Origin of the sequence: Exiguobacterium marinum DSM 16307, from assembly GCF_000620845.1 — a bacterium.
In the GTDB taxonomy this organism is placed as follows: domain Bacteria; phylum Bacillota; class Bacilli; order Exiguobacteriales; family Exiguobacteriaceae; genus Exiguobacterium; species Exiguobacterium marinum.
Genome location: NZ_KK211189.1, coordinates 610,048 through 633,570 on the forward strand (window position 1 = coordinate 610,048; position 23,523 = coordinate 633,570).

At 46.5% G+C, this 23,523-nt stretch carries 34 protein-coding genes and 1 riboswitch; of the genes, 27 read left to right on the top strand and 7 right to left on the bottom strand.

Translation table 11 applies throughout. The features are described 5' to 3' along the window. The first annotated feature begins 3 nt into the window (after window positions 1-3). Window positions 4-987 carry a M23 family metallopeptidase gene (locus P400_RS0103600; protein WP_026824886.1) on the top strand — a complete coding sequence of 328 codons (984 nt, stop codon included), beginning with the start codon at window positions 4-6 and terminating at the stop codon, window positions 985-987. A 44-nt stretch (window positions 988-1,031) separates the two neighbouring features. Here the strand turns inward: P400_RS0103600 and P400_RS0103605 are convergent, their stop codons facing one another. Next, entirely contained in the window at window positions 1,032-1,577 is a 546-nt protein-coding gene (locus P400_RS0103605) for a TraR/DksA C4-type zinc finger protein (RefSeq protein WP_026824887.1), read from the bottom strand. Window positions 1,578-1,731: 154 nt separating this feature from the next. On the opposite strand from P400_RS0103605, the gene P400_RS0103610 reads away from it, so the two are divergent. Genes P400_RS0103610 through P400_RS0103625 form a run of 4 tightly spaced genes read left to right on the top strand, consistent with a single transcriptional unit; the run spans window position 1,732 to window position 3,393 of the window. Further along, the gene (locus P400_RS0103610) at window positions 1,732-2,256 is read left to right on the top strand and encodes a GrpB family protein (RefSeq protein WP_026824888.1); all 525 of its coding nucleotides are present in this window, start codon (window positions 1,732-1,734) and stop codon (window positions 2,254-2,256) included. Between the two features lie 57 nt (window positions 2,257-2,313). Next, the gene (locus P400_RS0103615) at window positions 2,314-2,613 is read left to right on the top strand and encodes a hypothetical protein (RefSeq protein ID WP_026824889.1); all 300 of its coding nucleotides are present in this window, start codon (window positions 2,314-2,316) and stop codon (window positions 2,611-2,613) included. Next, complete coding sequence (locus tag P400_RS0103620) at window positions 2,613-3,086, top strand: GNAT family N-acetyltransferase (protein WP_034770804.1); 474 nt, start codon at window positions 2,613-2,615, stop codon at window positions 3,084-3,086. The genes P400_RS0103615 and P400_RS0103620 overlap by 1 nt, the downstream gene beginning before the upstream one ends. Window positions 3,087-3,090: 4 nt before the next feature. Beyond that, entirely contained in the window at window positions 3,091-3,393 is a 303-nt protein-coding gene (locus P400_RS0103625) for a hypothetical protein (protein WP_026824891.1), read from the top strand. A gap of 124 nt (window positions 3,394-3,517) precedes the next feature. On the opposite strand, the gene P400_RS0103630 is transcribed toward P400_RS0103625, so the two are convergent. Both P400_RS0103630 and P400_RS0103635 read right to left on the bottom strand, forming a co-directional pair. Next, a complete protein-coding gene (locus P400_RS0103630) occupies window positions 3,518-4,783 on the bottom strand; it encodes a hypothetical protein (RefSeq protein ID WP_026824892.1) in 1,266 nt (421 codons plus the stop codon). Window positions 4,784-5,069: 286 nt separating this feature from the next. Then, the gene (locus tag P400_RS0103635) at window positions 5,070-5,966 is read right to left on the bottom strand and encodes an aldo/keto reductase (protein ID WP_026824893.1); all 897 of its coding nucleotides are present in this window, start codon (window positions 5,964-5,966) and stop codon (window positions 5,070-5,072) included. A gap of 146 nt (window positions 5,967-6,112) precedes the next feature. Between P400_RS0103635 and P400_RS0103640 the strand changes: the two genes are divergently transcribed. The 6 genes from P400_RS0103640 (at window position 6,113) to P400_RS0103665 (ending at window position 8,921) form a co-directional block, all read left to right on the top strand. Then, window positions 6,113-6,724 carry a serine/threonine protein kinase gene (locus P400_RS0103640; RefSeq protein ID WP_026824894.1) on the top strand — a complete coding sequence of 204 codons (612 nt, stop codon included), beginning with the start codon at window positions 6,113-6,115 and terminating at the stop codon, window positions 6,722-6,724. Window positions 6,725-6,805: 81 nt separating this feature from the next. Continuing rightward, the gene (locus P400_RS0103645; RefSeq protein WP_026824895.1) at window positions 6,806-7,135 is read left to right on the top strand and encodes a four-helix bundle copper-binding protein; all 330 of its coding nucleotides are present in this window, start codon (window positions 6,806-6,808) and stop codon (window positions 7,133-7,135) included. 92 nt (window positions 7,136-7,227) lie between these two features. Then, complete coding sequence (locus tag P400_RS0103650) at window positions 7,228-7,740, top strand: GNAT family N-acetyltransferase (protein WP_026824896.1); 513 nt, start codon at window positions 7,228-7,230, stop codon at window positions 7,738-7,740. 66 nt (window positions 7,741-7,806) lie between these two features. Continuing rightward, the gene (locus P400_RS0103655; protein WP_026824897.1) at window positions 7,807-8,145 is read left to right on the top strand and encodes a zinc ribbon domain-containing protein YjdM; all 339 of its coding nucleotides are present in this window, start codon (window positions 7,807-7,809) and stop codon (window positions 8,143-8,145) included. A 117-nt stretch (window positions 8,146-8,262) separates the two neighbouring features. Further along, on the top strand, window positions 8,263-8,649 hold the full coding sequence (locus P400_RS0103660; RefSeq protein ID WP_026824898.1) for a hypothetical protein: 387 nt from the start codon (window positions 8,263-8,265) through the stop codon (window positions 8,647-8,649). A gap of 89 nt (window positions 8,650-8,738) precedes the next feature. After that, the gene (locus P400_RS0103665; RefSeq protein ID WP_026824899.1) at window positions 8,739-8,921 is read left to right on the top strand and encodes a DUF6440 family protein; all 183 of its coding nucleotides are present in this window, start codon (window positions 8,739-8,741) and stop codon (window positions 8,919-8,921) included. A 66-nt stretch (window positions 8,922-8,987) separates the two neighbouring features. Here the strand turns inward: P400_RS0103665 and P400_RS0103670 are convergent, their stop codons facing one another. Beyond that, on the bottom strand, window positions 8,988-10,445 hold the full coding sequence (locus tag P400_RS0103670) for an aldehyde dehydrogenase family protein (protein ID WP_026824900.1): 1,458 nt from the start codon (window positions 10,443-10,445) through the stop codon (window positions 8,988-8,990). A gap of 168 nt (window positions 10,446-10,613) precedes the next feature. Here P400_RS0103670 and P400_RS0103675 point away from each other — a divergent pair, with 168 nt between their 5' ends. The 3 genes from P400_RS0103675 to P400_RS0103685 all read left to right on the top strand — a co-directional run bounded on the left by P400_RS0103675 (window position 10,614) and on the right by P400_RS0103685 (window position 12,497). Beyond that, window positions 10,614-10,967 (top strand): PadR family transcriptional regulator, encoded by a 354-nt coding sequence (locus tag P400_RS0103675; protein ID WP_026824901.1) that lies wholly within the window; start codon window positions 10,614-10,616, stop codon window positions 10,965-10,967. Beyond that, entirely contained in the window at window positions 10,942-11,697 is a 756-nt protein-coding gene (locus P400_RS0103680; protein WP_026824902.1) for a DUF1129 family protein, read from the top strand. The genes P400_RS0103675 and P400_RS0103680 overlap by 26 nt, the downstream gene beginning before the upstream one ends. A gap of 122 nt (window positions 11,698-11,819) precedes the next feature. After that, complete coding sequence (locus P400_RS0103685) at window positions 11,820-12,497, top strand: YjjG family noncanonical pyrimidine nucleotidase (RefSeq protein ID WP_026824903.1); 678 nt, start codon at window positions 11,820-11,822, stop codon at window positions 12,495-12,497. A gap of 2 nt (window positions 12,498-12,499) precedes the next feature. Here P400_RS0103685 and P400_RS0103690 read toward each other — a convergent pair whose 3' ends face one another. Further along, a complete protein-coding gene (locus P400_RS0103690; RefSeq protein WP_026824904.1) occupies window positions 12,500-12,949 on the bottom strand; it encodes an NUDIX hydrolase in 450 nt (149 codons plus the stop codon). Window positions 12,950-13,004: 55 nt separating this feature from the next. Between P400_RS0103690 and P400_RS0103695 the strand changes: the two genes are divergently transcribed. From P400_RS0103695 to P400_RS15695, 3 genes are read left to right on the top strand one after another with little or no spacing between them, the layout of a single operon-like run. Next, window positions 13,005-13,607 carry a pentapeptide repeat-containing protein gene (locus tag P400_RS0103695; RefSeq protein ID WP_026824905.1) on the top strand — a complete coding sequence of 201 codons (603 nt, stop codon included), beginning with the start codon at window positions 13,005-13,007 and terminating at the stop codon, window positions 13,605-13,607. After that, window positions 13,604-14,431 carry an aminoglycoside 6-adenylyltransferase gene (locus P400_RS0103700; protein ID WP_026824906.1) on the top strand — a complete coding sequence of 276 codons (828 nt, stop codon included), beginning with the start codon at window positions 13,604-13,606 and terminating at the stop codon, window positions 14,429-14,431. Before P400_RS0103695 ends, P400_RS0103700 begins: the two co-directional genes overlap by 4 nt. Window positions 14,432-14,481: 50 nt before the next feature. Next, the gene (locus P400_RS15695) at window positions 14,482-14,634 is read left to right on the top strand and encodes a hypothetical protein (RefSeq protein ID WP_012727577.1); all 153 of its coding nucleotides are present in this window, start codon (window positions 14,482-14,484) and stop codon (window positions 14,632-14,634) included. Window positions 14,635-14,641: 7 nt separating this feature from the next. Here the strand turns inward: P400_RS15695 and P400_RS0103710 are convergent, their stop codons facing one another. After that, window positions 14,642-15,037 carry an ion channel gene (locus tag P400_RS0103710; protein WP_026824907.1) on the bottom strand — a complete coding sequence of 132 codons (396 nt, stop codon included), beginning with the start codon at window positions 15,035-15,037 and terminating at the stop codon, window positions 14,642-14,644. 136 nt (window positions 15,038-15,173) lie between these two features. Beyond that, window positions 15,174-15,278: riboswitch (TPP riboswitch) on the top strand. Window positions 15,279-15,365: 87 nt separating this feature from the next. Here P400_RS0103710 and tenA point away from each other — a divergent pair. The 8 genes from tenA (at window position 15,366) to P400_RS15755 (ending at window position 21,413) form a co-directional block, all read left to right on the top strand. Further along, on the top strand, window positions 15,366-16,040 hold the full coding sequence (gene tenA / locus P400_RS0103715) for a thiaminase II (protein WP_026824908.1): 675 nt from the start codon (window positions 15,366-15,368) through the stop codon (window positions 16,038-16,040). Continuing rightward, complete coding sequence (gene thiM, locus P400_RS0103720) at window positions 16,037-16,825, top strand: hydroxyethylthiazole kinase (RefSeq protein WP_026824909.1); 789 nt, start codon at window positions 16,037-16,039, stop codon at window positions 16,823-16,825. Before tenA ends, thiM begins: the two co-directional genes overlap by 4 nt. Beyond that, a complete protein-coding gene (gene thiD, locus P400_RS14840) occupies window positions 16,825-17,664 on the top strand; it encodes a bifunctional hydroxymethylpyrimidine kinase/phosphomethylpyrimidine kinase (protein WP_034770808.1) in 840 nt (279 codons plus the stop codon). The genes thiM and thiD overlap by 1 nt, the downstream gene beginning before the upstream one ends. Further along, complete coding sequence (gene thiE / locus P400_RS0103730) at window positions 17,633-18,274, top strand: thiamine phosphate synthase (RefSeq protein WP_026824910.1); 642 nt, start codon at window positions 17,633-17,635, stop codon at window positions 18,272-18,274. Before thiD ends, thiE begins: the two co-directional genes overlap by 32 nt. Before the next feature lie 25 nt (window positions 18,275-18,299). Continuing rightward, a complete protein-coding gene (locus P400_RS0103735; protein ID WP_026824911.1) occupies window positions 18,300-18,938 on the top strand; it encodes an SDR family oxidoreductase in 639 nt (212 codons plus the stop codon). A 120-nt stretch (window positions 18,939-19,058) separates the two neighbouring features. Beyond that, window positions 19,059-20,615 (top strand): diguanylate cyclase domain-containing protein, encoded by a 1,557-nt coding sequence (locus tag P400_RS0103740; RefSeq protein ID WP_235181871.1) that lies wholly within the window; start codon window positions 19,059-19,061, stop codon window positions 20,613-20,615. A 42-nt stretch (window positions 20,616-20,657) separates the two neighbouring features. After that, window positions 20,658-21,107: an OsmC family protein gene (locus tag P400_RS0103745; RefSeq protein WP_026824913.1), complete on the top strand. Its 450-nt coding sequence runs from the start codon at window positions 20,658-20,660 to the stop codon at window positions 21,105-21,107. Window positions 21,108-21,170: 63 nt separating this feature from the next. After that, window positions 21,171-21,413 carry a hypothetical protein gene (locus P400_RS15755; protein WP_026824914.1) on the top strand — a complete coding sequence of 81 codons (243 nt, stop codon included), beginning with the start codon at window positions 21,171-21,173 and terminating at the stop codon, window positions 21,411-21,413. On the opposite strand, the gene P400_RS0103755 is transcribed toward P400_RS15755, so the two are convergent. Then, window positions 21,375-21,821: a DUF4385 domain-containing protein gene (locus P400_RS0103755; protein ID WP_026824915.1), complete on the bottom strand. Its 447-nt coding sequence runs from the start codon at window positions 21,819-21,821 to the stop codon at window positions 21,375-21,377. The two genes, P400_RS15755 and P400_RS0103755, sit on opposite strands and share 39 nt — an antisense overlap. 74 nt (window positions 21,822-21,895) lie before the next feature. On the opposite strand from P400_RS0103755, the gene P400_RS0103760 reads away from it, so the two are divergent. Then, entirely contained in the window at window positions 21,896-22,438 is a 543-nt protein-coding gene (locus P400_RS0103760) for a GNAT family N-acetyltransferase (protein WP_026824916.1), read from the top strand. Between the two features lie 107 nt (window positions 22,439-22,545). Then, on the top strand, window positions 22,546-23,523 hold the full coding sequence (locus P400_RS0103765) for a LacI family DNA-binding transcriptional regulator (RefSeq protein ID WP_026824917.1): 978 nt from the start codon (window positions 22,546-22,548) through the stop codon (window positions 23,521-23,523).

Genomic DNA, 23,523 nt, shown 5'->3' on the forward strand with positions numbered 1-23,523 from the left:
TATATGTGGAAACAACTCATCATGACGGCAGGTGCCGGTGTTCTCTTATTCCAAGGACAAACCGTATCCGCTAACGACATATCCCCGCAAGACCTTGTTCATACGGAAGAATCCTTGCAACAAACGAAACAGCAAGTAAAAGATACGAAACAATCCATTCAAGCCATTCAAACAAAATTGAAGCAAGTCGACCATAAAGCGGAAGCGTTGCGAGACGAGATTGAAGGCACTTCTATAGAGTTAGAAAAAGTGGAAGAAGACCTTGTTCCGACAAAACGATCACTCTTTTCAAAAGTCGTTTCTTCTGTCCTACCGAGTGCGAAAGCGGAAGCCGCCGATGCAGAGGAAGCGCATCATGTACTCGTTGAAAAGAAAGAGCAAGTAAACGAAACGTTGAAACAGTTAAAAGAAGAACAACTACAGATTGAAGCGACCCGTCAAGATGTGAAGACATCATATGACGAGAAGTCAAAACAATATAAGCAGCAAACGAATCAGTTAAGCAATTTGAAGAAGCAGTACGAAGCGATGGCTCCTGATCGGTTCTTAATGCCCGCAGAAGGACGCCTCTCTCAAGGATTCGGTGCGGCGAGCGGACAGTTCGGATACACATTCCACAACGGTCTCGATATTGCCGCTAAAACAGGCACACCGATTTACGCCGCAGAAGCTGGAACAGTCACAAAAGTTAGCTCAAGTGGACCTTATGGAAACCATATTCAAATTGAGCATAACGTAGACGGTCAAAAATGGACGACGGTCTATGCCCATATGCACAAAGTCGATGTGAAAAAGGGGCAGACGGTGCGCCAAGGTGAACCGATTGGTCAACTCGGAAACACGGGCAACTCGTCAGGTTCACACTTACATTTTGAAATTCATAAAGGGGACTACAATTTCTCGGCCACTTCAGCTGGAAACGCCGTCAATCCGATGAAAGTGGCAGAACGCCTCGGTGGTGCCTCTCCAGTGAAAGCAACGTTTTAAGCAGACAGATGCCCTGAACCTCTCGATTGAGGTCAGGGCATCTTTTATTGTTCGCGTGTCGGATCGTGATTGCCTTCACTATCGGCAATCGTATCCGAGCTTCCATAATCTTCAACTTGTGAGAAGGCATCCGTTTTTTGACCGGGTTCATCCGTTCCGTCTAGTTCCTTACGACGGGCCGTCTCATTCGGGTTCAATACGTCTTCTTCGACTGGTCGATCAAGTTCATGTTCGTGCTCTTCTTCTTCCTGTGCACGAGCGTGCTCGATACATAGCGTAGCTTCCGGGATGACTTCAAGACGGTCTAGTTCAATGTCTTTCCCGCATACTTCACATTTTCCATACGTTCCATTTTGAATGGCGAGTAAAGCCTTGTCGACATCGCTTAAGAACTCCTCATCAAGTTCGTTGAGTGCTTGGTCGCGTTCACGCAAAAAGAGTTCTTCGCCCGAGTCAGCAGGATGATTATCGTAATGGGAGAGCTCTCCTTCATCATATGTCTCTTCCCGGTTATCCATATATCCTTCTGTCTTTGCTTTTTCTTTCAACAGTCGTTTTTTAAACGTTTCGATTTGTTCTTCGGTCAACATATCCATTCACTCTCCAGTTCTCAAGTCATTAATATAGGGTTTCCCATTTTATTTGTGTACAAACCTTTTGAAGTGGAATCCGTCGTGTCGAGCGATGTTTAGAAAGGGTATGATGACAATAGAGAGTATTGATTTTAGTGAGGAGGAACGAATCATGAGAAAAGTCGAAGTGGTGAAGTACAGTCCGGAATGGAAGCGGAAATTTGAAGAAGAGGCGGGAAAGTTGCGTCGACTATTCGAAGAGGAACTCGTTGCGATTCATCATATCGGAAGCACATCGGTCGAAGGGTTAGCAGCGAAACCAATCATTGACATGATGCCGGTCGTACGGGACATTGAACGAGTCGATGCGTATATGGAGCGGATGGAAGCGCTCGGTTATCGAGGGCTCGGTGAATACGGTATTCCGAAGCGGCGTTATTTCCGTAAAGGGGAAGAAGAGAGAACGGTTCACGTGCATGTGTTTGAAGAGGGGAATCCGGATGTCATCAGACACCTCGCCTTTCGAGATTACTTACGTACCTTCCCTGACGTGCGAGATGACTATGGTGCATTGAAACTTCAACTCGCAGCGCAGCACCCAGAAGATATGGAGGGGTACATTCAAGGGAAGCATAATTGGATTATCGAGACGGAACGGCTAGCGACACAGTGGTATAAAGAAAATCATGGGGTTTGAAACCTTTTTATGGGAATGGACGTATAATACATCAAACCTTAAAGGGGGAGATGTCGTATGAAAAGATTTCTCGGGAAATGTGTGGAATACTCTTTGGCTGCACTTATATTCACAGGGCTGTTCATTCTTCTCCGCATGATTGCCGGAGATACAGACAAAGGGTATATGATGACGCTACTCGGTACATTTTTTATCGTGTTACCTATTTCGCTCCTCGTGGGTTACTTTTTGGCACGTCCGCTTCAACGTCGCCTAGGAGGGAAAGGGACTCAAGCTTCGAATGACCATACGTTGCGAGGAATTGAAAAACCGCACGGTGTGAACGAAGATCGAAATTCTTCAAACTATACCGGATGATGGAGATCACATTTATCCCTACGACCGATGCACGTCTCATCGCACGGTTGAATCGTTCCATTCATGAGCATCATTTCCGGATGAACCCAGAATTCTTTGCGGAGTATGAGGAAGAGAAGATGTATGAAGCCTTTTTAACACTGATTGGAAGACCCGGCCATCACTATATGGTGATGCAGCTTGAAGCAACTCCAATCGGTTACATATGGTTCGAGGAGAAAGTGAGTGAAGCGAATGCTTTTCGTCAAGCTGTCCGAACCGTGTATGTTCATCACATCAGTATCGACACAACGTATCAACGGAATGGTTATGGTCGACGTGTGATGGAATGGATGGAGCAATGGGCGCTTGACCACCGATTCAAATCGATTGAACTAGACTACTGGATGAGCAATACGGATGCTGCTTCGTTTTATGGCGAAATCGGGTTTATCCCGAAACGTCAGATTGTCATGAAAAAATTGGAGGAATAACATGATGGAGCTACTTACAATTGGATTAGGAATTCTCGGAGTACTGTCGTTAGGTTGGTTCTTTTATAGTTACTGGCTCGGATATAAAGGTGGCAATATCGTCATGACCCTTGATGAACACTATACAAAGCTAGAAGAGTACGTACCTGCTATCTTGTCGAAACTATACGAAGATGGAAAGGCCGCTCACTATCTTGGCGACCGTAAGTTTGAGGTGGAAGGCAAGCGTTACGTTCTCGTCGAGCGTACTGTACCAATCGGAAATGTTCCGACACAACAAACGGTTTTACAACCGGATCAATCGTAATAAGCAAAGGGAGCTCTCAAGTCGAGAAGCTCCCTTTGCTTATTTGACTGCTGGGGACGGAATAATCCGCTATGATAATTACGGAAGGTTTGGCGAATCTCCTCTTCCCGAATTGATTTTTGATTCACCTGTTTTCTCCAAATAGGTTATGCCATTTGATTGCGTCTTCACGTAACAGTTTGAAGTGAGATCCAGTCTTTGAATTGGTCAAGTACACATTCGTACCTTCATAACTGACGTCAAACGTTTGGGCGCATACCCCTTTAAATAATGTCACGTAAGGTGTAGGAGCAGGTTTGCCTGCATAGGCAGTCGCATTGGCCCGTTTGATTGCGCGGAAAATAAATTTCATTTCATCTTGACCGACATGCTGGAGGAATGGGGCGTCTTTTGATTCAGTTCCGATAAGTGCCAAATCATGGAAAACGACATGACGTTGACTACTTAATTTATTATGAATCTTTTCGTCCAATTCTTTTCCATATAGTAATTTAGGTTCATGATACGTAAGTGAAACGTTTTGGCGCTGAGCTGTTCCTTCATTCATAAATGTAAAGCTATAGAGTGGATAGCGGTGGCCGGGTACAAGAACTGTGGGAAGTTGTGAGGCCATCTTCGCACCAAACATCTGTGACATATGAGCTTGTTTCGGTCGTAATACTTCCTGATAGTCATTTTGGTCATGACTTGTATAAATCGCATATTGTAACGTATCGTCAGATTTTTCGGTCCCGAGTCCGAATGACAAATAAGGTTGACGTGATGATTGAATTGGAATTGTCAGGTGTTCTTCGCCATCTGAAGATTCAAACGTCAGTTCGAACTCACCATTGAATGGCATGGTGAGGTGGAAAAGGGTGTGTTCGATGCCTTTTCGCTCTGGATAGGGCTCATTACCTATCGGATTTTTCATCTCTTGTGCAAAATGCGCATATTCGTGAGGTTCGGCAAACCGAATTTTAGCAACATCAGGATAAGCATCAGCTGCATATTGAACATCATTTAAACTCTCAGGCATCTTATCAATTTTTGTAACATACGTGAGGGCGTCTAATTGACATTGAACATATGATTTATTTTCGACAGTGAAAAAAGTAGCTGTCGGAAAAGCGGATAAGGAAGTGACATCAGTCAATGGTTGGGTTAATGTGACCGTCCCGAGCCAATGTCTTTTGCCACTTGGAATCGTTGGCGTCGCGTTGTCTGGTTGACACAATTCGATAATGGTTGCGCGATCGGATTCTGGAATTTCGATTTGTTGTCCATTTGGTAACAAGGCACGTCCTTGATAATATTCAGGAGCGGGTTGGAGACGGAGTGCGCGTTCTTCCTCGCATCCGAATAAAAAAATCAGGATAACGAGGGTACTGAAAATCAGGTACTTTTTCACATCGGTACTCTCCTTCAATGAATCACTTTCACCATTCTAGCACCATTTTTTTGTGACTTTAGTCTTAGGAAAATTAAAGTGTTATTTCGAAAAAAAAACAAAAAACCCGTCCAACTTGAACTGGACGGGGGATAAAACCAATTATGTCTTAATTTTACTTTTTCACTTTTTTCTCATGTCGGTTTTTGACGAAAAAACGTTGATATCATGAGATATTGAAAAAAGTCGATATTTCATCTAAATGATCACTTTCTAATTGTGTGGAATTTATTTGATGAAGTTTCCTTCAATCAACATCTCGACCGCGTGCCGCCTTCAAAATTTCAAACCATTCTTCACGTGTGAGGTCGATTTGAAGAGCATCGACACCTGTCTGAACACGCTCAATTTTTCCTGATCCGATGATCGGCATGATGTTCGCCGGATGTTTGATAAGCCATGCATACACGATTGAGTCAATCCCGCTCGCGTTATGACGTGAACGAATGTCTTCAAGTTTTTCACGAAGTGGCGCATACTGTTCATCTTTGAAGAGCTGACCTCCGGCTAGTGGACTCCAGGCCATGAGTGGCATCCGTTTTTCATGACAAAGGTCAACGGATCCATCCTCGAAGTGCTTCAATTGCATCGGAGACAGTTCAAGTTGATTTGTCACGAGTTGGAACGGCAAACGTGATTGGAGCAAGTTCTGTGTGGCTGGTACATGGTTGGATACACCAAACTCGCGTACTTTACCGCTATCGCGTAACGTGATGAACGCCTCAGCGACTTCATCCGGATTCATCAACGGGTCTGGACGGTGGATGAGTAGCGTATCGATATAATCAATGGCGAGTTCTTTCAACGACCGTTCCGCTTGCGCGATGATATGTTCTTTAGTCGTATCGTAATAGTTGAGCGTTTGACCCGGATTGAATGATCCTGTCAATTTGATGCCCGTTTTTGTAACAATCTCCATTTGGTCACGGAGTTCAGGTTTGAGTTTTAACGCTTCCCCAAACAACCCTTCGCATGTATAACCCCCATAAATGTCAGCATGGTCAAAAGTTGTGATGCCGAGTTCGATACATTGTTCGATGAATGTAAGGCGTTCCTGCGGGGTCATATCCCAATCAGCGAGACGCCACATTCCGTGAACGACACGTGAAAATGATAGTTCCTCTGTTAAAGCGATGCGTTGCATAATAACTCCTCCTTAGTTTTCACTCGCCATTCATTATACGTCTTTAGAGAAAGAACGTCACTTGGCGATCATCCAAGCGGATTTTAGAGTCAAATGAGCTTGAATAAGCTATGATAATAATGAGAAACAGAAAAGAGGCGTGACAGATGAGTAACTATGAACAATATGCGGACGTCACCTTCGATCGGATAGGCGACTCGTTTCAGGTGATGGCGATGCACCCAGAGCTTCATTTACATGGGATTGGAAGAAGTGCGGCCGTGTTTCGTTTAAAGGAAAAGGATCGTGTCATTAAAGTGTTCTTCCCAGGTTACGAACAAATCGCAACCGAAGAAGCGGCCATCTATGAAAAACTAAAGGGACTTCCTTACTTTCCGAAGTGCTATGAGTCCGGTGCGTCATATATAGTGATGGATTACATCGAAGGAAAGACGCTATTTGAGTGTCTGACGGAGGGGATTTGGATTGATTCGACTTACATCAGTGCAGTGGACGAATCACTTCGTCAAGCGAGGCTACTCGGATTGACCCCATCGGACGTTCATTTGAGAAATATTATTTTGACCCCGAACGGACAAATTTTTTTAATCGATTTGGCACGATTCAGACAAGGCCAGCAAATCGATCATCAGTGGGAAGATTTGAAACGGATGTATCGTCTTTATCGCTTTCGTTTCATGCCGAAACAATATGATGCGACGTTTCTCAATCGAATTGCGTGCTTATATCGCAAGTTCGTGAACGATCCGGATTCTTGAAGCGGGTCGTTTTTCTTTTGTCGATTAGGGAAGAAGAGTAACGTGTCAAGAGCTTAAGGAGAAGAGAAAGGGGAATGATGTATGGCTCATCGAATTTATGCGAATGAACTCGAAATGCTCCATGAATGTGTGGAGACATGCAACTATTGTCTAGAATCTTGTTTAGAGGAAAAAGATGTACAGATGATGGTCGATTGTATTCGACTCGACCGAGAATGTGCTGCTGCCTGTTCGTTTCTTGCTGAGGCGATGACGCGTGATTCGGCATTTGTTCCGGAACTTGCTCGAGCTTGTGCAATCATCTGTAAAGCATGTGCACAAGAGTGCGAGAAACATAAGCATGCACATTGTCAGGAATGCGCGCGAGTCTGTACAGAATGTGCCTCGATGTGTGACCGCTTGGCCGCATGACCGAAGTGACCGGTTTGATTAACCGGTCACTTTTTTCGTGTCTTTTGAAGATGAGATTCGTATAATGAAAAAAACGAAGAGGTGGTGTGGGGATGATTCGCAACTGTCGCCGAGATGATCTTCAAATGATTTTACATATTTATAATGACGCAATTGTGAACAGTACAGCCGTCTATCATTATGAACCGGTGACGCTCGAGAATCGAGTGGCCTGGTATGAGGAAAAGAAAGTGCAAGACTGTCCGGTCATCGTATGGGTAGAGGATGATGTTGTCATGGGATTTGCGACGTTCGGACCGTTCCGTCCATGGCCGGCATACCATTACACGGTCGAACATTCCGTGTATGTGCATCCCGGTTATCGCGGGAAAGGAATCGGTAACAAGCTCTTAAAAGAAATCATCCGTATCGCCGAAACGAGAGGGATGAAGACGGTCATTGGGGGAATTGACGCGTCGAACGTGACGAGTATTCGTGCTCATGAAAAAGTTGGATTTGTTCATTCCGGTACGATTCGAAAGGCCGGATATAAGTTCGGAAAATGGCTTGATTTATCGTTTTATCAACTTGATTTAGAAGGCCCTGCATCGCCTACAGAAGAATGAACGGTCTAGAAAGACTTAGCCACCATACGATATACTGGAACGAGTGAATCGAATGGAGGAAACATTATGACTGAGTACCCAAGTTGCCCAAAATGCCAATCATCTTATGTGTACGAGGATGGTCCATTGCTCGTATGCCCGGAATGTGCCTATGAATGGTCACCGAGCGAGGCGGCAGAAGCAGAAGCGGCGTCCCAAATCAAAGATGCGAACGGAAACCCGCTTCAAGACGGAGACACCGTCACCGTGATCAAGGATTTGAAAGTGAAAGGGACCTCGCTTGTCGTCAAACAAGGGACGAAAGTGAAGGGGATTCGACTCGTAGAAGGTGACCATGATATCGACTGTAAAATCGAGGGACTGGGCGCGATGAAACTGAAGTCGGAGTTCGTGAAGAAAATCTAACTTAAAGATTTAGACTGTCGACGAATTGGGGCGTGAAATGCGACCTGGTTCGTCTTTTTTGTAAAGTATGGCCTATGATAATATGTAAGCGTATTTAAAATATGGAGGAGGGAGAACATGTCTTTGAAGAAAATGATTACCTTCTTCAGTGTGATCCCGTTATTTATTTTAATGGGATGTGGTCAACAAGATCGAGAGCTAGTTGTTGGAAATTATACTGATGAACAAACGATTGTGTACTCTGAAAATAGGATGACGGATGACGATGAAATTGAGGAATTTAAAATGTTTATTGAAACGAGTTCAATCACAAATGAACGACCAGAAGGGCTTCCTCAATATGTAGTGACCATCAATAATCCGGCTGAATCGACAATGGATTTGATGGTGAACTTTTGGATAACTGACAGCGACGAGTTCGTTTTTTCAAAAGGTATGGAAAGTAGTGAGTATTTCAAAGTTGATGAAGAACACATCAAGGATGTAAATGAGCTCTTAGAATGATTCAAATGGTTAAAAATGGTATATGTTCCGTGTGGATATGAGATGATTGTGAAGGCATTCTAAATTGAAAAAGAGGAAGAAGGTATGTCGTGGGACAACGATTTGTATTGAAGTCGAAACAGCATATGAGTGGTGGGATCATTAAGATTGTCATGGATCGCTATACGGGCGTTCATTACATAATGACTAGTGGATTAGGATTGAGTGGGATGACACCTCTCCTAGATGAACATGGAAAAGTCGTGATTGAAAAGCCCCAATCGACTTCGTGAGATCATTGAATGAAGAATCAACACAAAAACCAGGCCGACAAGCCTGGTTTTTTCGTATTGACTGTATTAAGAAAAGAACGGTTTATACTCGCGACGTTCATGCATGATGGACACCCATTGAAGCGTCGTGAACTCTTCGAGTACCCATTCACCGTTGAAGCGTCCGAGACCAGAGTTTTTCTCGCCCCCGAACGGCATGTGCGGTTCATCGTTGACCGACTGGTCGTTGACGTGAATCATACCGGTTTCGACTTTTCGTGCAAAATTGGTCGCACGGTAAACCGAGCCGTGGACGGCACCGCTCAATCCATACGGTAATTCGTTCGAGAGACGTAACGCCTCTTCGTCATCTTTAAACGAAAGGATGACCGCGACCGGACCGAAGATTTCATTTTTCGCGAGCGGCATGTCATTCGTTACACCACTGAGGACGGTCGGTTCGAGGACGTTGCCGTCCGCTGTCCCGCCAGTATGGACGTTCGCACCGGCATCGACCGTTTTTTCAATCTGTTCTAAAATGCGATCGATTTGGTCATGATCGATGAGCGGACCGACTTGCGTGTCTTTTTCGTTCGGGTCACCCGCTTTCAACTGTTTAACGCGCTCAACGTAACGATCCACGAACTCATCGTGAATCGATTCAGCGACGAGGATTCGGTTCGTCGACATACAGATTTGTCCTTGGTGGAAGAACTTGCTGTAGACTGCTGATTCGACGGCGCGGTCGAGGTCGGCATCATCGAGTACGACGAACACGTTATTTCCACCGAGCTCAAGTGCTGTTTTCTTCAGCAGACGACCTGCCTTCTCCGCAATTCCTTGCCCGACCTCGGTCGAACCTGTGAACGAGATGAGACGTGGGATCGGATGTTCGACAATCGCATCGCCGATTTCAGATCCTCGTCCGACGACGACATTGAGCACACCTTTCGGGAGACCGGCTTCTTCAAAGAGGGATGCGAAAAGAAGCCCACCTGTGACCGGTGTCGCTGTTGCCGGTTTGACGACGACCGTATTTCCGGTCGCAAGAGCCGTCACAATCGAGCGGACAGCCAAATGGAGCGGGAAGTTCCACGGGCTGATGATGCCGATGACCCCGAGTGGTTTACGATATACTCGGTTTTCTTTATTCGGGACGATGGAAGGTTTGATGAGCCCGTCCATACGGAATGGGAACGTCGCGGCTTCTTTGATGATGGCCATCGATGCGGCGAATTCACTTTCCGCTTTGATACGTGTACTCCCAGACTCTTTCACGAGCCAGTCAACGATTAGGTCTTTATTGTCCATCGTCAGCTGGGCAAACTTCTCAATCAACTCACGGCGTGCTTGCGGAAGCATGTCAGCCCAGTCCGTTTGAGACGCTTTCGCTGCTTCATAAGCGCGATTCAAGTCATCTTCATCCGCTGAACGAATCGAGAAGAGAGTCTCGTTCGAGAATGGATTGACGTTGTCAATCGACTTCTCGCTCGACCCGCTTATCCACTCACCATTGATGTACATGTTCGTAAAATCTGTATGCATATTTGAACACTCCTTTATTTTTTCTTCACCATAAGAAGTATTCACTTGTTTTAGAAAAATAAACATCCAAAAGTGTAACTAACTTGTTTTACAAAGTAGTTGTAAATGGGGTTAGTTTCCATTACTATTATGTATAACAAGATAGTTGATTGAAAGTGAGGTTACGCCATGGCAATGAGTCAAATGTTAAAAGGTCTGCTTGAAGGGTGTCTATTGGCCATTATTGGTAAAGGTGAGACATACGGTTACGAGATGTCTGAAAAGTTACAGGCGTATGGATTTACAATGGTGAGCGAAGGAAGTATTTACCCCGTTCTGCTACGGATGAAAAAAGAAGGATGGGTCGAGACGGTTCAAAAAGAACTTCCATCCGGAGGCCCAAAGCGGAAGTACTACATTTTAACGGAAGTGGGTCAACAAGAATTACTAGCCTTTAAACAACGTTGGATAGAAGTTTCAAGCGGTGTCGACCGCGTACTCAGGGAGGAGAATAAAGATGGAACTTTCAAAGAAAAGTCGTGATTTTTTAGATGATTTATCGGTATACCTCATGTCGAGCGGGAAGTCCGAGACTGAGGTGAAAGATATTGTCTTTGAGTTAAAGGATCACTTGTTAGAAGCGGAGCAAGCAGGGAAGGATGTGGACGATGTCATTGGACAAAGTCCGAATTCCTACATGCAGTATATTGGTCATGAGATGGCATTCGACATGAATGAATTTATCAAAGTCATTGTGATGATGATTTCAAACCTGTTCGCATACATTATTATTGGCAGTTTCATTCAAGGTGAGATGACGTTCTCAACAATCCAAATGATTGGTTTCCCACTTGTAGCGATCCTTTTCTTATTAGCTGCTTCACAAGCTTTCCGTACTATGGCGGTTCGCTCGAAGGAAAGCAAATTCAAAAACGGTGTAACCTATGTCGTGCTTGCTGCGATTCCAATGTTATCATTTCTTGGTTTGATGGTGCTTGATATCTTCATCGATACTCCGACGGTTGTTTTCGGTACGGTCGGTCAACTTGTATTGTTCGGAATTGGTGTAATCACATTACTCATCGTCTCTGTATGGACAAAAACATGGATTAATCTAATCATTCCGATTCTTTTATTTGGACCGCAATATGCGTTTGCTCGCACGAGTTTACCACTTGAGCAACAATTGATTTTTTCGATGTTGATTTTTTTCATCGGAATGGCAATTTTCTTTCTTGTCTGGGCCAAGAAAAATAAAGAGAATCAAGTCTGATGTTTTAGCCATCCGGTTCATCGTCAAGAAAAGATAAAGGGGGATTACGTTTATCCCCCTTTTTTTGATGTTCGTTTCTACTTCCTGTACAGTTAAGACGAAGAGAGGGGTTAGAAAGAACCATGAAACGTTATGAAGCCATTTTATTTGATATTGATGACACGCTATTAGACTTTAAACAAAGTGAGCACGTCGCCTTGGAGCAATTGCTCGCATCCTACAATGTCCGGATGACGGATGAGGTGAAGTCACGCTATGTCGACATCAACACAGGTCTATGGCGTGCATTCGAACGTGGGGAAGTAGACCGCGAGGAAGTACTCGTCGGTCGTCACACGAAACTATTCGATTCGCTCGGTCTCACGGTCGATGGACCATATGTCGAACAGCAGTATCGTGACTATTTACATGCAGGCGTACACATGATCGATGGTGCGTTAGAAATTGTACAAACGCTGAGCGCAGACTATCCGCTCTACATCGTCACAAACGGCGTGACGGAGACTCAATTCAAACGGTTAGAGTCATCGGGACTATTGCCGTACTTCCAAGACGTCTTCGTATCGGATGCGACCGGCTCGCAAAAACCGATGAAGCCGTTCTTTGACTATGTTTTCGACCGAATTCCAAATGTAACGCCAGAGAAAGGCTTAATCATCGGCGACTCGGTCACGGCAGATATCGCCGGTGGGCGGATGTATGGTCTAGATACGTGCTGGTTCAATCCGAAAGAAGTGGCCGCGACGATGGAGTCGACGTATGAGATTCGACATTTACATGAGTTAAAATCGCTTCTCTAAGTTCAAGACGGGTTTAGTGAATGAACTGGCAAACGGTTCGGGAGTTGACCCAATACTTCTGGATAGAGCGTGACGTCTTGGAGACGGTCAAGCTTTTGCCAACGATAGATGAGGTGATCTCCTTCAGATCCGTAAAAATCTCCGTCTTGGAGCGGGAGGTCACCATCTACATAAAAGTACAGTCCAATCTCATGAAACGGTTGGTCGTTGTACGTAAATAAATTCTCGTGCACGAAAGCGAACGAGGTATCGGTCACATGCATGTTCAACTCTTCATGAAGCTCGCGTGCGAGCGCGGTTGCGGCTTCTTCACCGAGCGTCACGCGCCCCCCGGGTAATGCCCAAAAGTCATCCCGGACGTTTCGGTGAATCAATAAATGGTCGTCTTTTACAAAAATACCGGCAACGCGGTAATTGAAGACGCCGTGTTCAGTCGGAAATACGATGTCCATCTATATCACTTCCAATCTTTGTAATCTGTTCTAGTATACCTGAAGGAGAGATCATATGTTTCAACCACATACGCAATATCGAGACGAAGATTTCCGTGACGTGACACTCCGAGACGAAGAACTGTCACACGTCACGTTCGAGAACTGTCGCTTCACATACGTCGATGCAACAGAACTACAAACGGAGCGCTGTCAGTTCATCAATTGTGACTTCACGGATTCGAAATGGAACGCGTCCCGTCATGTCGGCAGTTCATTTTTGAACTGTCAGTTTCATGGTGTCAACTTGTTCACGAGTGAGTTTGAACAATGTAAAATGACCGGGTCATCTTTTGAAGAAAGTCAGTTTGAAGGCGTTCTTGTAACAGAGGGGGACTGGTCATTCGTCAATCTTCGCCACGTGTCGCTCAAAAAGATGGATTGGTCCCATGTACGTTTAATTGAGGCGGACCTGTACGGAACTGACTTGACCGAGACGGTTTGGTATCAGGCGGACTTGTCCCGGGCGACACTTCAACATGCGGTGTGCCGTAGTGCCGACTTCAGAGGAGCACTCGTCGATGGGGTTGATTTTTCGAACGTGACGTTACAGCAAACAAAATTAGACGCGATGCAGGCGATCCAAGTCGCGCGCTCATTGGGGGCGATTGTAGAATGAAGCCGGAACAAATCATTGAACAGCTGGTTGCGTTCGCAACAGAACGTGAATACATCCGAACGGTCGTCTTGAACGGCTCGCTCGTCAATCCGAACATCCGACCAGACCCATGTCAGGATGTCGATCTTGCCTTTTACGTGGAAGATGTAAGAGCGGTTGCGGCCGATCGCTCATGGATCGACATGTTTGGAGAGGTCTTGATTATGCAGACACCTGAGACGTCTGATCCCGAACGACATGTAACGTTTTTAGTGCAATATGTAGACGGACACCGTCTTGATTTGACGATTCGGCGTGTTGATCAACTTGAAGCGATGCTCGAATCCGACTCGCTCAGTCAAATCATCTTTGACCGAGATGATCATCCAGATGTGACGCCGTCAGACACATCGTATCGTGTGAAACATCCGTCTGCTGACGAGTATGCGGCTTGTTGGAATGAGTTTTGGTGGGTGTCGCTCTATGTCGTCAAAGGAATCAAGCGGCATCAAGTGCTATATGCGCTCGACCACCTCGACATCATGCGGAATATGCTCCGTCAGATGATGGAATGGAACATCGGTTATGCGACAGATTTCTCGGTGAATCTTGGGAAGTCAGGGGACGGGATGCGCGACCATTTACCGGAAGAGTTATGGGAGATGCTCGGGGCGACGTATGCCTCGGCTGAACTGAGCGCCATTGAGGACACGCATGACCGATTACAATCACTCTTTTTCTTTTGCGCGCAACGCGTCGCCGAACAAGGCCATTTCGTATTTCAGGAGGAAGAAGCGAGACGCGTCCGTGCTGCATGTGCAACACTTCGACATTCGAACGATTAATGACGGCGAGAGCCGGGAAACGCTCCTTATAGAGAAAGGAGCGTTTTTTCATGAATCCATATACGACATTTATTGCCCTTTTAGTCGGAAGTCTCGTCCTCTTTGTCGGCATTCGTTTAAAGAAATGGCCAATCATTTTGGTTGCGATGCTTCCTCTTGGTCTCGTCGCGTTCAATATGTTTTTGCTCATCACCGGACGCTAGAAAATCTTCACTCGTCTTTCTGATACATCGATTTGATGAAGAAGGCACTCGGTAATAAAATACCGATTGCGCCTTCGATGATAGCGAATAATCGGGTCAATCCGATTGGCAACAAATCACCAAAGCCAATCGATAGTAGGGTGACCCCGCTGAAGTACAGGAGGTTTTCCCAAGTCGGTTCGACAGCATTCATGGATTCGAGTGAGGTCACAAGAATGGCTGAATCGCGAGATAGCGCATAATAAATCAACGTGAACCCTAACATGACACCAAATAGGCTGACGAATAACTGAGCGAACAACCTCCCATCAAATCCTGTCTGTTTATACGTTTGACGTTTGAAAAACCAAAACACGTTCAAGCTGATGAAGAGTAATGCAATCGTCAATAAAATCGTATTCATTCTGTCCACATCCTTTTCTTATCAATGTGCTTCCTTACCCATTCCCGAAGCGAAGAATGAAAAACGGGATCGGAAAAGGTTTGCAATTGATGAAAAAATTGATAGAATGTGGTCGAAGACGACTGAATTTCATAATGTTTGCCACTAGGGGAGTCGCGTTACGCGGCTGAGATGGACATGGTCCAGACCCTTTGAACCTGATCTAGTTCACGCTAGCGTAGGGAAGTGGGCGAAACGACTCATATGGCTTCACCTAGATATGACTGTTCGAGACGCCGCTTCCGTTATGGGAGGCGGCGTCTTTTATCTGTTATAAGGGGGAGTTCATATGAAATTTACAGATCACTTACGTCAGGAAGCAGATGGATTGTTTGAAGCAAGCTTTCATCACCCGTTTGTCCGTTCACTCGGAGAAGGAACGCTCGATGAGAAGAAGTTCAGACATTACGTCATGCAAGACTCTTATTATTTGAATCAGTTTTCGAAAGTGCAGGCGAAGGGGGCGACGCTCGCACCGACGATGGAACTATCAAGCCGTTTTTTAACACATGCCTTACACACGATTGAGGCGGAACTCTCACTTCATCGAGAGTTCTTTACGATGCTCGACGTGACGGATGTCGAATTGGCGACATTCGAGCCGGCTCCGACCGCTTATGCGTATGCGCTCCATATGCAACAGGCAGGACCGACACTCGGGGACGTGCTCGCGTCGATCCTTCCGTGCTACTGGGTGTATTACGAGATTGGCGAACGTCTTAAAGACAAGCGTCCTGATCATCCGATTTATTCGGCCTGGATTGCGACGTATGGCTCAGAGTGGTTCCGTGAATTGGTGGAAGAACAAATCGATCGATTAGATGAGCTCGCAGGACAAGCGACAGAAGAAGAGCGTGTGCGTTATACGAAACTGTTCTTGAAGAGTTGCTATTACGAAGTCGCTTTTTGGGAAATGGCTTGGACACTTGAGTCGTGGACATTGTCACAGGAGGTCAACCAATGAGACATGAGATTTGGAGTGAGATTCGGAAGCAGGCACCGCTCATTCACAACATCACGAACACAGTCGTGGCGAATTTTTCGGCGAATGGACTGCTCGCCATCGGTGCCTCTCCCGTCATGGCGGATGCAATCGAAGAAGTGGCAGAGATGACATTTATAAGTGATGCGCTCGTGTTAAATATCGGGACACTTAGTACGATGACCGAAGCCACGATGATTCGTGCAGGGCAGGCGGCGAACGAGGCAGGATGCCCCATTGTACTCGACCCGGTCGGAGTCGGGGCGACGTCATTCCGACGAGATGTGGTCGAACGTATTTTGCGTCACGTGCGTGTCACGGCCATTCGAGGAAATGCAGGAGAAATCGCGACGTTGATTGGTGTCGATTGGGCAGCTCGTGGTGTCGATGCTGGAGACGGTGCATGCGAACCGCGACAATTGGCGCTTGAAGCAGCGAAACGATACGGATGTGTCGTGGCCGTGACTGGAAAAGAAGATATGGTCAGCGACGGGAACGTCGTCATGGAAATACACGGCGGGACGAAACGCATGACTGAGACGACCGGTACGGGATGTTTACTCAGTGCAGTGGTCGGAGCTTGTCTAGCAGTCGAAAAGAACGCCCTTAAAGCGACGGTGACCGCCATGTCAGGCTATGCTTATTCCGGTGAGCTAGCGAGTGAGCGAGCAGAAGGACCGGGAGACTTTCCGATTCACTTTTTAAATGCCCTCCATCAATTGACGCAACATACAATTCCGACGAATCGAATCGAGGTGTCGACATGATGAAACCTCAAGTTTTGACGATTGCAGGATCTGATTCAGGCGGAGGAGCCGGCATTCAAGCCGATCTCAAAACGTTTCAAGAGCTCGGCGTATTCGGGACGAGCGTGCTGACTGCAATCACAGCCCAGAACACACTAGGGGTCCATGGAATTGAGGCTATTTCCACGGAAATGATTACCCGACAAATCGATGCGGTAGCTGATGATTTTAGCATCACCGCTTGTAAAACCGGGATGTTGGTGGACGCTGAACGAATTGAAGCGGTGGCGAAGGCGCTCGAACGATATCGTTTCGAACATGTCGTCGTCGACCCTGTCATGGTAGCGAAAGGGGGCGCCTCTTTGTTGCAAGTTAGTGCGGTCGAAGCACTTCGCACGAAGCTGTTGCCACAGGCGACCATCGTGACCCCAAATATTCCAGAGGCAGAAGTGTTGGCGGGGATGGAGATTCGGACCGAGGCAGACCGGATGAAGGCAGCGCAGGTGATTCGAGCCATTGGCGTCGATATCGTGATTATCAAAGGCGGACATTCGAATGATGTAGAAGCCGTTGACTTAATCGTGACCGAGTCTGAAGCGTTCCGCGTAAAAGCACCTCGAATCCAAACGAAAGATACGCACGGGACGGGATGTACGTTCTCTGCCGCATTGACAGCTGAACTAGCGTATGGGAAGACACTACGTCAAGCGGTCGTTGACGCAAAACGATTCATTCATCAGGCGATTGCACATGGATTATCGATTGGGCAAGGTCATGGACCGACTAATCACTGGGGGCATCGCCTAGCGAAAGGAGAACAGATTACCATTGACGTCATGTACGAAACAAGCACTCGCTAAGCAGCTTCGCCTTTACTTTGTGTGTGGAACGACGGACGCATCCGATTTGGTGACGACCGTCAAAACGGCACTTCGATGTGGTGTGACATGTTTTCAATTTCGCGAAAAAGGTAAAGATGCATTGTATGGAGATGAAAAAGAAGCGATGGCAAGGACGCTCCAACATGAATGTCGAGAAGCAAAGGTCCCGTTCATCATCAACGACGATGTTGAATTGGCGCTCGCGATTGACGCGGATGGCATCCACGTCGGACAAGATGACTTACCTGCCAAACAAGTTCGAGAACGGCTAGGACCTGATAAATGGTTAGGGGTGTCGGTCCATACGATGGAGGAAGTCAGTGCAGCTCTTCCGTTCGCAGATTATGTCGGCATCGGTCCGATTCATGAGACGCGAAGTAAACTGGATGCAGGGATTGTGCGTGGCACGGAACTGGTTCAACAAGTTCGTCGACACTATCCACTGCTGCCGATTGTGGGGATTGGGGGCATTCGTCCCGATCATGTCCCTGCTATTATTGATGACGGGGCAGACGGTGTTGCCGTCATCTCCGCCATCGCTTCTGCACCGGATGTAGCAGAAGCTACCCGGCGTTTCGCTTGTCTCTGAATTCAATTTTTGAGGAGGAAGACAGATGAACGTATTTGTTATCGGTGCAAACGGTCAGATTGGCCACCAGTTGGTCGAAAAGTTACACAAAGAAGGAAAACATCAAGTCACGGCGATGGTACGTAAAGAAGAACAACTCGAGGACTTCAAGTCAAAAGGATATAACGCGGTACTTGGCGACCTCGAAGGTTCAGTGGCAGACTTACAAAAGGCGATTGATGGAATGGATGCCATCGTGTTCGCGGCTGGTTCTGGTGGAAGTACTGGAGCAGACAAGACACTCTTGATTGACCTAGACGGTGCGGCGAAGAGTATCGAGGCGGCACAAGCGAATGGGAACATCAAACACTTCGTTATGCTCAGCGCCTTAAAAGCAGAGGATCGTTCAGCCTGGCCTGATTCGATGAAACCATACTATGTGGCGAAACATCATGCCGATCGTTTACTAGAACAAAGTGGGCTCACGTATACGATTGTGCGTCCGGGTGCGTTGACAGATGACGCGGGAACGGGCAAAGTGAACACGAATTTCGAAGGTAGTGGTGAGATTCCACGTGAAGACGTGGCATCGTTCTTGGTGCATGTCCTTCATAACCATTCGAACGCTCAGAACAAAGCGATTGATTTGATTAAAGGAGATACCCCAATCGAAGAAACGCTATAAGTAGGTCGAAACAAGAACGGGATGTAAACCATCCCGTTTTTTGTCACGTTAAAGAGGGGAAAGTCAGCAGAATAGCGAAATGAAGAATAAGAACAGGTGAGGAGGTTCCGCGTGACCGAGATGTTTATTTATCTGGCGGTCTATTTGTTGCCGTCATTTTTACTCGGATTTTTAGCACTCGATGTCTTTCAACGAAATCCGAATAAAGTCGAGCATCGTTTGCTGAGCCTATTTGTGTTCGGATATTCGATGCTTTTCTTGGCAGAGTTTGTCCGGCATCTTTCACCGATTGAATATAGTCCGGCACTCATTACATATTGGTTTGGGAATGCCGGCATCTTGATCTTTATCTTCTCCATTCATTTCATATTGAACATTACGGGTGTCGGTGCGAAGGCGCCACGTTGGCTGTATCCATGGGTTGTCTACTTGCCATTGATTCCAATCGTGTTGACGTACGTGCAGAGAGAAAATATTACGAACAGTCAACGGTTCGAACAGGTCGGAATTTGGATTTATCCTGAGTTCAATTCATCCTATTTGGTTACCTTAACTGTCGGGAATATTTTTCACACCCTGATTATCTTTCTTATTTTTTATGCGTTACGACGAACAGAACGTAGGGAACATCAGCGGGTATTACGGATGTTATTTTGGACGGCATTAGTCATATTGGTGTGGGACATCGTGTTCGGTTATTTTCAATTCCGTGGATTTATTCCACCGTACTCTTATATGTATGGAGGGCTCGTTTGGGCGGTGGCGCTCGTCATCGCGATGAATCGTTTAGACTTCTTAACCTCTTATGTTAAACGATATGGGACACTCTATAATTTAAATCCATCCGCTATCTTGTTGATTGATCCGGATGGTAGGGTGGAAAGTGCGAATCCGGCTGCGCGAACATTGTTTCATACGGTCCGCGTCGTGAATGAACGGTTTGTCGATTTGTTGCCAGAAAAGAAAAAAGCAGAGTGGATGGAACACTACACCAAACACTTTCGGACACGTAAAAAGTTTATAGAGTTCGAAACGAAAATTATGACGAAGTCTGGACAAGAACGGTACGTCGTTATCGATGGGGACTTTGTCGATATCGATCGAACGATTCATGGGATGATCATCATTCGGGACGTCCATTCGTTCAAAGAGGCCGAGCAGACGATTCGCTTCTTCGCTTACCATGATCCACTTACGAAATTGGCTAATCGCCGTGCGTTTTATGAACAAGCAGACCATGCGCTCCTGAGTGCCTCGCGACTATCTTTGCTGGTCATTGATTTGGACGGTTTCAAAGCGGTCAACGATACGTATGGCCATCAAATCGGTGATCATTTCTTAACACATTTAGGTGGACTGTTGGAAGCTTCGGCACGAGACGTCGGCTTGGCATCCCGTGTCGGAGGAGATGAGTTCTATATTTATTTAGTCGATTTAACAGATTCTGAAGTGCTTGCATTCATTCACGAACTTCAGCTGACGTTAAATCAGAACCCGTACCAAACGTCGGATGTGACGATTCCAATCCGGGCGAGTATCGGAGTCAGTCATGCCCCGGATCAAGGAACTGATTTAGATACATTGATTCATAAAGCAGACCAGGCGATGTACCAAATCAAACAAGACGGCAAAAATGATTATGCGGTTTATGATGAGGCGTTACATGGTCCAACATAACGGGAACATAGAAATGGTTAATCATTGAGAGGAGGATGGAACATGTCAGAAAGACCGTTAGTGACGATGCGCGCCGAAGGAGAGGCTGGAGGCGTCAAGACGACTGTGCGTGTAGGAGAACACACCCCTTTTATCGTAGATGAGCCGGAGCGACTCGGTGGAACGAATATGGGGCCGAACCCACTCGAATATCTTCTCGGAGCATTATCGTCTTGTACGACCGTCATGATTGCTTATGTCGCCCAGGACATGAGCTTTGAGTATGAAGGGGTCGAGTTCGTGACGGAAGGGACACTCGATCCACGAGGGTTCCAAGGGATGGAAGGTGTGCGCACTTACTTCGAGTCGGTTCATATGAAAATCGTACTCGACACGACCGAATCGGATGAGCGGATTGCGGAATTACGGAAAGGCGTCGAAGCACGATGTCCAATCCACAATCTCATGCATACGGCGGATGTCGCGATGACGGCAGAATGGGTTCGAAAATAAAGATGGGGGAAACCTCATCTTTTTTACATAGAAATCGCGAAAAAGAGCATGGGGGGAAGACGAATGCATCACCGACCGATGACGCGTGAATGGGCAGGTCAAATTCAAGAATGGACCTACGGAGCTCCTTATGACTTTTATAATCAACCGCATTCTGAAGAGGGAATCACCGAGTTGATGACGTATCAGGCGATTATGGACGGACACTCATCAAGGCAAATCAATGGTACGCATCAACGCAAATTTGTTCCGCTTGTGGCGAGTAGTTCACCCGTACTGTTTTTGATGTGCTTTTTTACGTCGTAAATAATCGTCATCGGCACGGAGCTGATCCCAATACGTTTTGAAGATACGAGCGGACTCTGCCTTCTCCTCATCGATTTGACGCTCATGAATGTCACCGTCTTCTTTATATTTACGACCGCCTTTATAATTGGCATAGCGCCGGGCCCGTGTATAGCCCATTTGGATGAACTTTCGGGCCATATCCATCCCGACGAAATCATCGTTCGCGCGATATGTTTCAAACAGCTCCATGATTTCTTCAGCGGATTGCTGGGCAATTTCAGGTGTCTTGAATCGCCAATGCGGCAAAATTTCACTTTTATACGGTTCGATGAGTAGCACACCTTGTTCGCCACGGCCGACCCGGTACAGTTCGGGTTGTTGTCGGAAGTCGATTTCATCGAAGTTTAAATCATAATCAAATGGCATGTTCATTCCTCCTCGCCTAACGTTTCCCATTAGGTCGGTGGAGGAAACAACTCAAAGTAAAAGGACGGGTTGATATGATCACTCTAGAGACAGAACGATTGATGTTACGAGCGTTCACGTTAGAAGACGCAGAAGACATGTATCATTACGCAAAAGATGAGCGTGTCGGACCGATGGCGGGTTGGGCACCCCATGAATCGATTGACGAAACGAGGGACGTCATTCGACTCTTCATCGAGGAAGCGGACGTATGGGCCATCGTTTTGAAAGAGACTGGGCAAGTGATTGGCAGCATCGGACTACATGATCGAAGACCGGATCCGTCGATTCAACATGATGCACAACGTGAGATCGGCTATGTGCTCAGTCCAGATCATTGGGGGAATAGTTACGTGCCGGAAGCCGTTCAGGCGATGATTCGATTCGGATTCGAAGAGTTAAAGCTAGAGCGGATTTGGTGCGGCTATTTCAGCTTCAATGATCAATCGCGACGCGTCGTGGAAAAGTCAGGCTTTACCTATGCCTTCACGAAGACACAGGAACTGACCCGACTCGATGGGCGAACGGTAGATTGCTTCGTCTATGTACAACTAAACCCTGTTTCAATCACACACTGAGAATGAGTTCAGTGTGTTTTTTCATGAAATCATAAAAAAACCCTTGATATGTAACCGGTTACACATTAAGATGGTTTTGTAAGCGTTTCCAGAACGGAGGATGTCAAATGGCGACCATCAAGCAAGTGGCAAAACACGCAAACGTCTCGGTGGCGACAGTGTCACGCGTCATGAACAAAAGCGGATATGTGAGCGAAGAGGCGAAAGAAGCGGTTGAAAAGGCGATTGCGGAATTGAACTACGCACCAAATCGAGTCGCGCGTTCACTCTATAAAAAATCGTCTAATTTGATTGGGCTCATCATGCCAGACATCACGAACCCGTTCTTTCCACAGTTGGCTCGGGCGATTGAGGACGTTGCAAATCAGCACGGGTATCAAGTCGTCTTATGTAACACGGACGAACAACTTGAAAAAGAACAGACGTATTTGATTGCCCTGCAGACGATGCACGTCGATGGCTTGATTATCACGACGAACCATTCACACAATCCGAATTACGAGACGTTAGATTTACCCATGGTCGCACTTGACCGAATCGTGAAAGCGGGCATCGATGCGGTTATATCTGACGGATATGAGGGTGGGAAGTTGGCGGCCGACACGTTGCTAGAACGTGGTGCGACAAGACTGGCACATATTGCCGGTCCGGATCATTTAAAGACAGTCAAACGTCGGACGGAAGGATTCGTCGAAGCGGCAGGAGACAAGCTTGTCGGAATGACCGAATCGACTTTCACGTTTAAAGATGCTTTGAAAGCATCCCAACAACTATTCGACCATTCCTGGCCGTTCGATGGGATCTTCGCAGCGAACGATGTGATTGCGGCCGCTGTGTTGCAGGAAGCCGTCCGTCGGAACATTCGTGTCCCGGAAGAACTGCAGGTCATCGGGTATGACGGAATCGAGCTAGGTGAGATGACGTCTCCACCACTGACGACCATCGTGCAACCCATCTATGAGATGGGACGAGTCGCGACCGAACGATTACTGGACTTGATTGAGAAGAAAGACACGCGACCGAAAGAGATGCTATTACCGGTCACGTTACTTGAAAGACAAACGACAAAGCGGAAGGAGAGATAA

Excerpts from the sequence above, each read along its gene's own strand:
- P400_RS15755 (WP_026824914.1), top strand. The coding sequence starts at position 21,171 with ATGCATCACCGACCGATGACGCGTGAATGGGCAGGTCAAATTCAAGAA.
- P400_RS0103620 (WP_034770804.1), top strand. The coding sequence starts at position 2,613 with ATGGAGATCACATTTATCCCTACGACCGATGCACGTCTCATCGCACGG.
- P400_RS0103660 (WP_026824898.1), top strand. The coding sequence starts at position 8,263 with ATGTCTTTGAAGAAAATGATTACCTTCTTCAGTGTGATCCCGTTATTT.
- P400_RS0103680 (WP_026824902.1), top strand. The coding sequence starts at position 10,942 with ATGGAACTTTCAAAGAAAAGTCGTGATTTTTTAGATGATTTATCGGTA.
- P400_RS0103600 (WP_026824886.1), top strand. The coding sequence starts at position 4 with ATGTGGAAACAACTCATCATGACGGCAGGTGCCGGTGTTCTCTTATTC.
- P400_RS0103765 (WP_026824917.1), top strand. The coding sequence starts at position 22,546 with ATGGCGACCATCAAGCAAGTGGCAAAACACGCAAACGTCTCGGTGGCG.
- P400_RS0103625 (WP_026824891.1), top strand. The coding sequence starts at position 3,091 with ATGGAGCTACTTACAATTGGATTAGGAATTCTCGGAGTACTGTCGTTA.
- P400_RS0103640 (WP_026824894.1), top strand. The coding sequence starts at position 6,113 with ATGAGTAACTATGAACAATATGCGGACGTCACCTTCGATCGGATAGGC.
- P400_RS0103695 (WP_026824905.1), top strand. The coding sequence starts at position 13,005 with ATGTTTCAACCACATACGCAATATCGAGACGAAGATTTCCGTGACGTG.
- P400_RS0103690 (WP_026824904.1), bottom strand. The coding sequence starts at position 12,949 with ATGGACATCGTATTTCCGACTGAACACGGCGTCTTCAATTACCGCGTT.
- P400_RS0103645 (WP_026824895.1), top strand. The coding sequence starts at position 6,806 with ATGGCTCATCGAATTTATGCGAATGAACTCGAAATGCTCCATGAATGT.
- P400_RS0103685 (WP_026824903.1), top strand. The coding sequence starts at position 11,820 with ATGAAACGTTATGAAGCCATTTTATTTGATATTGATGACACGCTATTA.
- thiD (WP_034770808.1), top strand. The coding sequence starts at position 16,825 with ATGAAACCTCAAGTTTTGACGATTGCAGGATCTGATTCAGGCGGAGGA.
- P400_RS0103635 (WP_026824893.1), bottom strand. The coding sequence starts at position 5,966 with ATGCAACGCATCGCTTTAACAGAGGAACTATCATTTTCACGTGTCGTT.
- P400_RS0103605 (WP_026824887.1), bottom strand. The coding sequence starts at position 1,577 with ATGTTGACCGAAGAACAAATCGAAACGTTTAAAAAACGACTGTTGAAA.
- P400_RS0103655 (WP_026824897.1), top strand. The coding sequence starts at position 7,807 with ATGACTGAGTACCCAAGTTGCCCAAAATGCCAATCATCTTATGTGTAC.
- P400_RS0103610 (WP_026824888.1), top strand. The coding sequence starts at position 1,732 with ATGAGAAAAGTCGAAGTGGTGAAGTACAGTCCGGAATGGAAGCGGAAA.
- tenA (WP_026824908.1), top strand. The coding sequence starts at position 15,366 with ATGAAATTTACAGATCACTTACGTCAGGAAGCAGATGGATTGTTTGAA.
- P400_RS0103650 (WP_026824896.1), top strand. The coding sequence starts at position 7,228 with ATGATTCGCAACTGTCGCCGAGATGATCTTCAAATGATTTTACATATT.
- P400_RS0103675 (WP_026824901.1), top strand. The coding sequence starts at position 10,614 with ATGGCAATGAGTCAAATGTTAAAAGGTCTGCTTGAAGGGTGTCTATTG.
- P400_RS0103670 (WP_026824900.1), bottom strand. The coding sequence starts at position 10,445 with ATGCATACAGATTTTACGAACATGTACATCAATGGTGAGTGGATAAGC.
- P400_RS0103760 (WP_026824916.1), top strand. The coding sequence starts at position 21,896 with ATGATCACTCTAGAGACAGAACGATTGATGTTACGAGCGTTCACGTTA.
- thiM (WP_026824909.1), top strand. The coding sequence starts at position 16,037 with ATGAGACATGAGATTTGGAGTGAGATTCGGAAGCAGGCACCGCTCATT.
- P400_RS0103710 (WP_026824907.1), bottom strand. The coding sequence starts at position 15,037 with ATGAATACGATTTTATTGACGATTGCATTACTCTTCATCAGCTTGAAC.
- P400_RS0103615 (WP_026824889.1), top strand. The coding sequence starts at position 2,314 with ATGAAAAGATTTCTCGGGAAATGTGTGGAATACTCTTTGGCTGCACTT.
- P400_RS0103755 (WP_026824915.1), bottom strand. The coding sequence starts at position 21,821 with ATGCCATTTGATTATGATTTAAACTTCGATGAAATCGACTTCCGACAA.
- P400_RS0103745 (WP_026824913.1), top strand. The coding sequence starts at position 20,658 with ATGTCAGAAAGACCGTTAGTGACGATGCGCGCCGAAGGAGAGGCTGGA.
- P400_RS15695 (WP_012727577.1), top strand. The coding sequence starts at position 14,482 with ATGAATCCATATACGACATTTATTGCCCTTTTAGTCGGAAGTCTCGTC.
- P400_RS0103700 (WP_026824906.1), top strand. The coding sequence starts at position 13,604 with ATGAAGCCGGAACAAATCATTGAACAGCTGGTTGCGTTCGCAACAGAA.
- P400_RS0103735 (WP_026824911.1), top strand. The coding sequence starts at position 18,300 with ATGAACGTATTTGTTATCGGTGCAAACGGTCAGATTGGCCACCAGTTG.
- P400_RS0103740 (WP_235181871.1), top strand. The coding sequence starts at position 19,059 with ATGTTTATTTATCTGGCGGTCTATTTGTTGCCGTCATTTTTACTCGGA.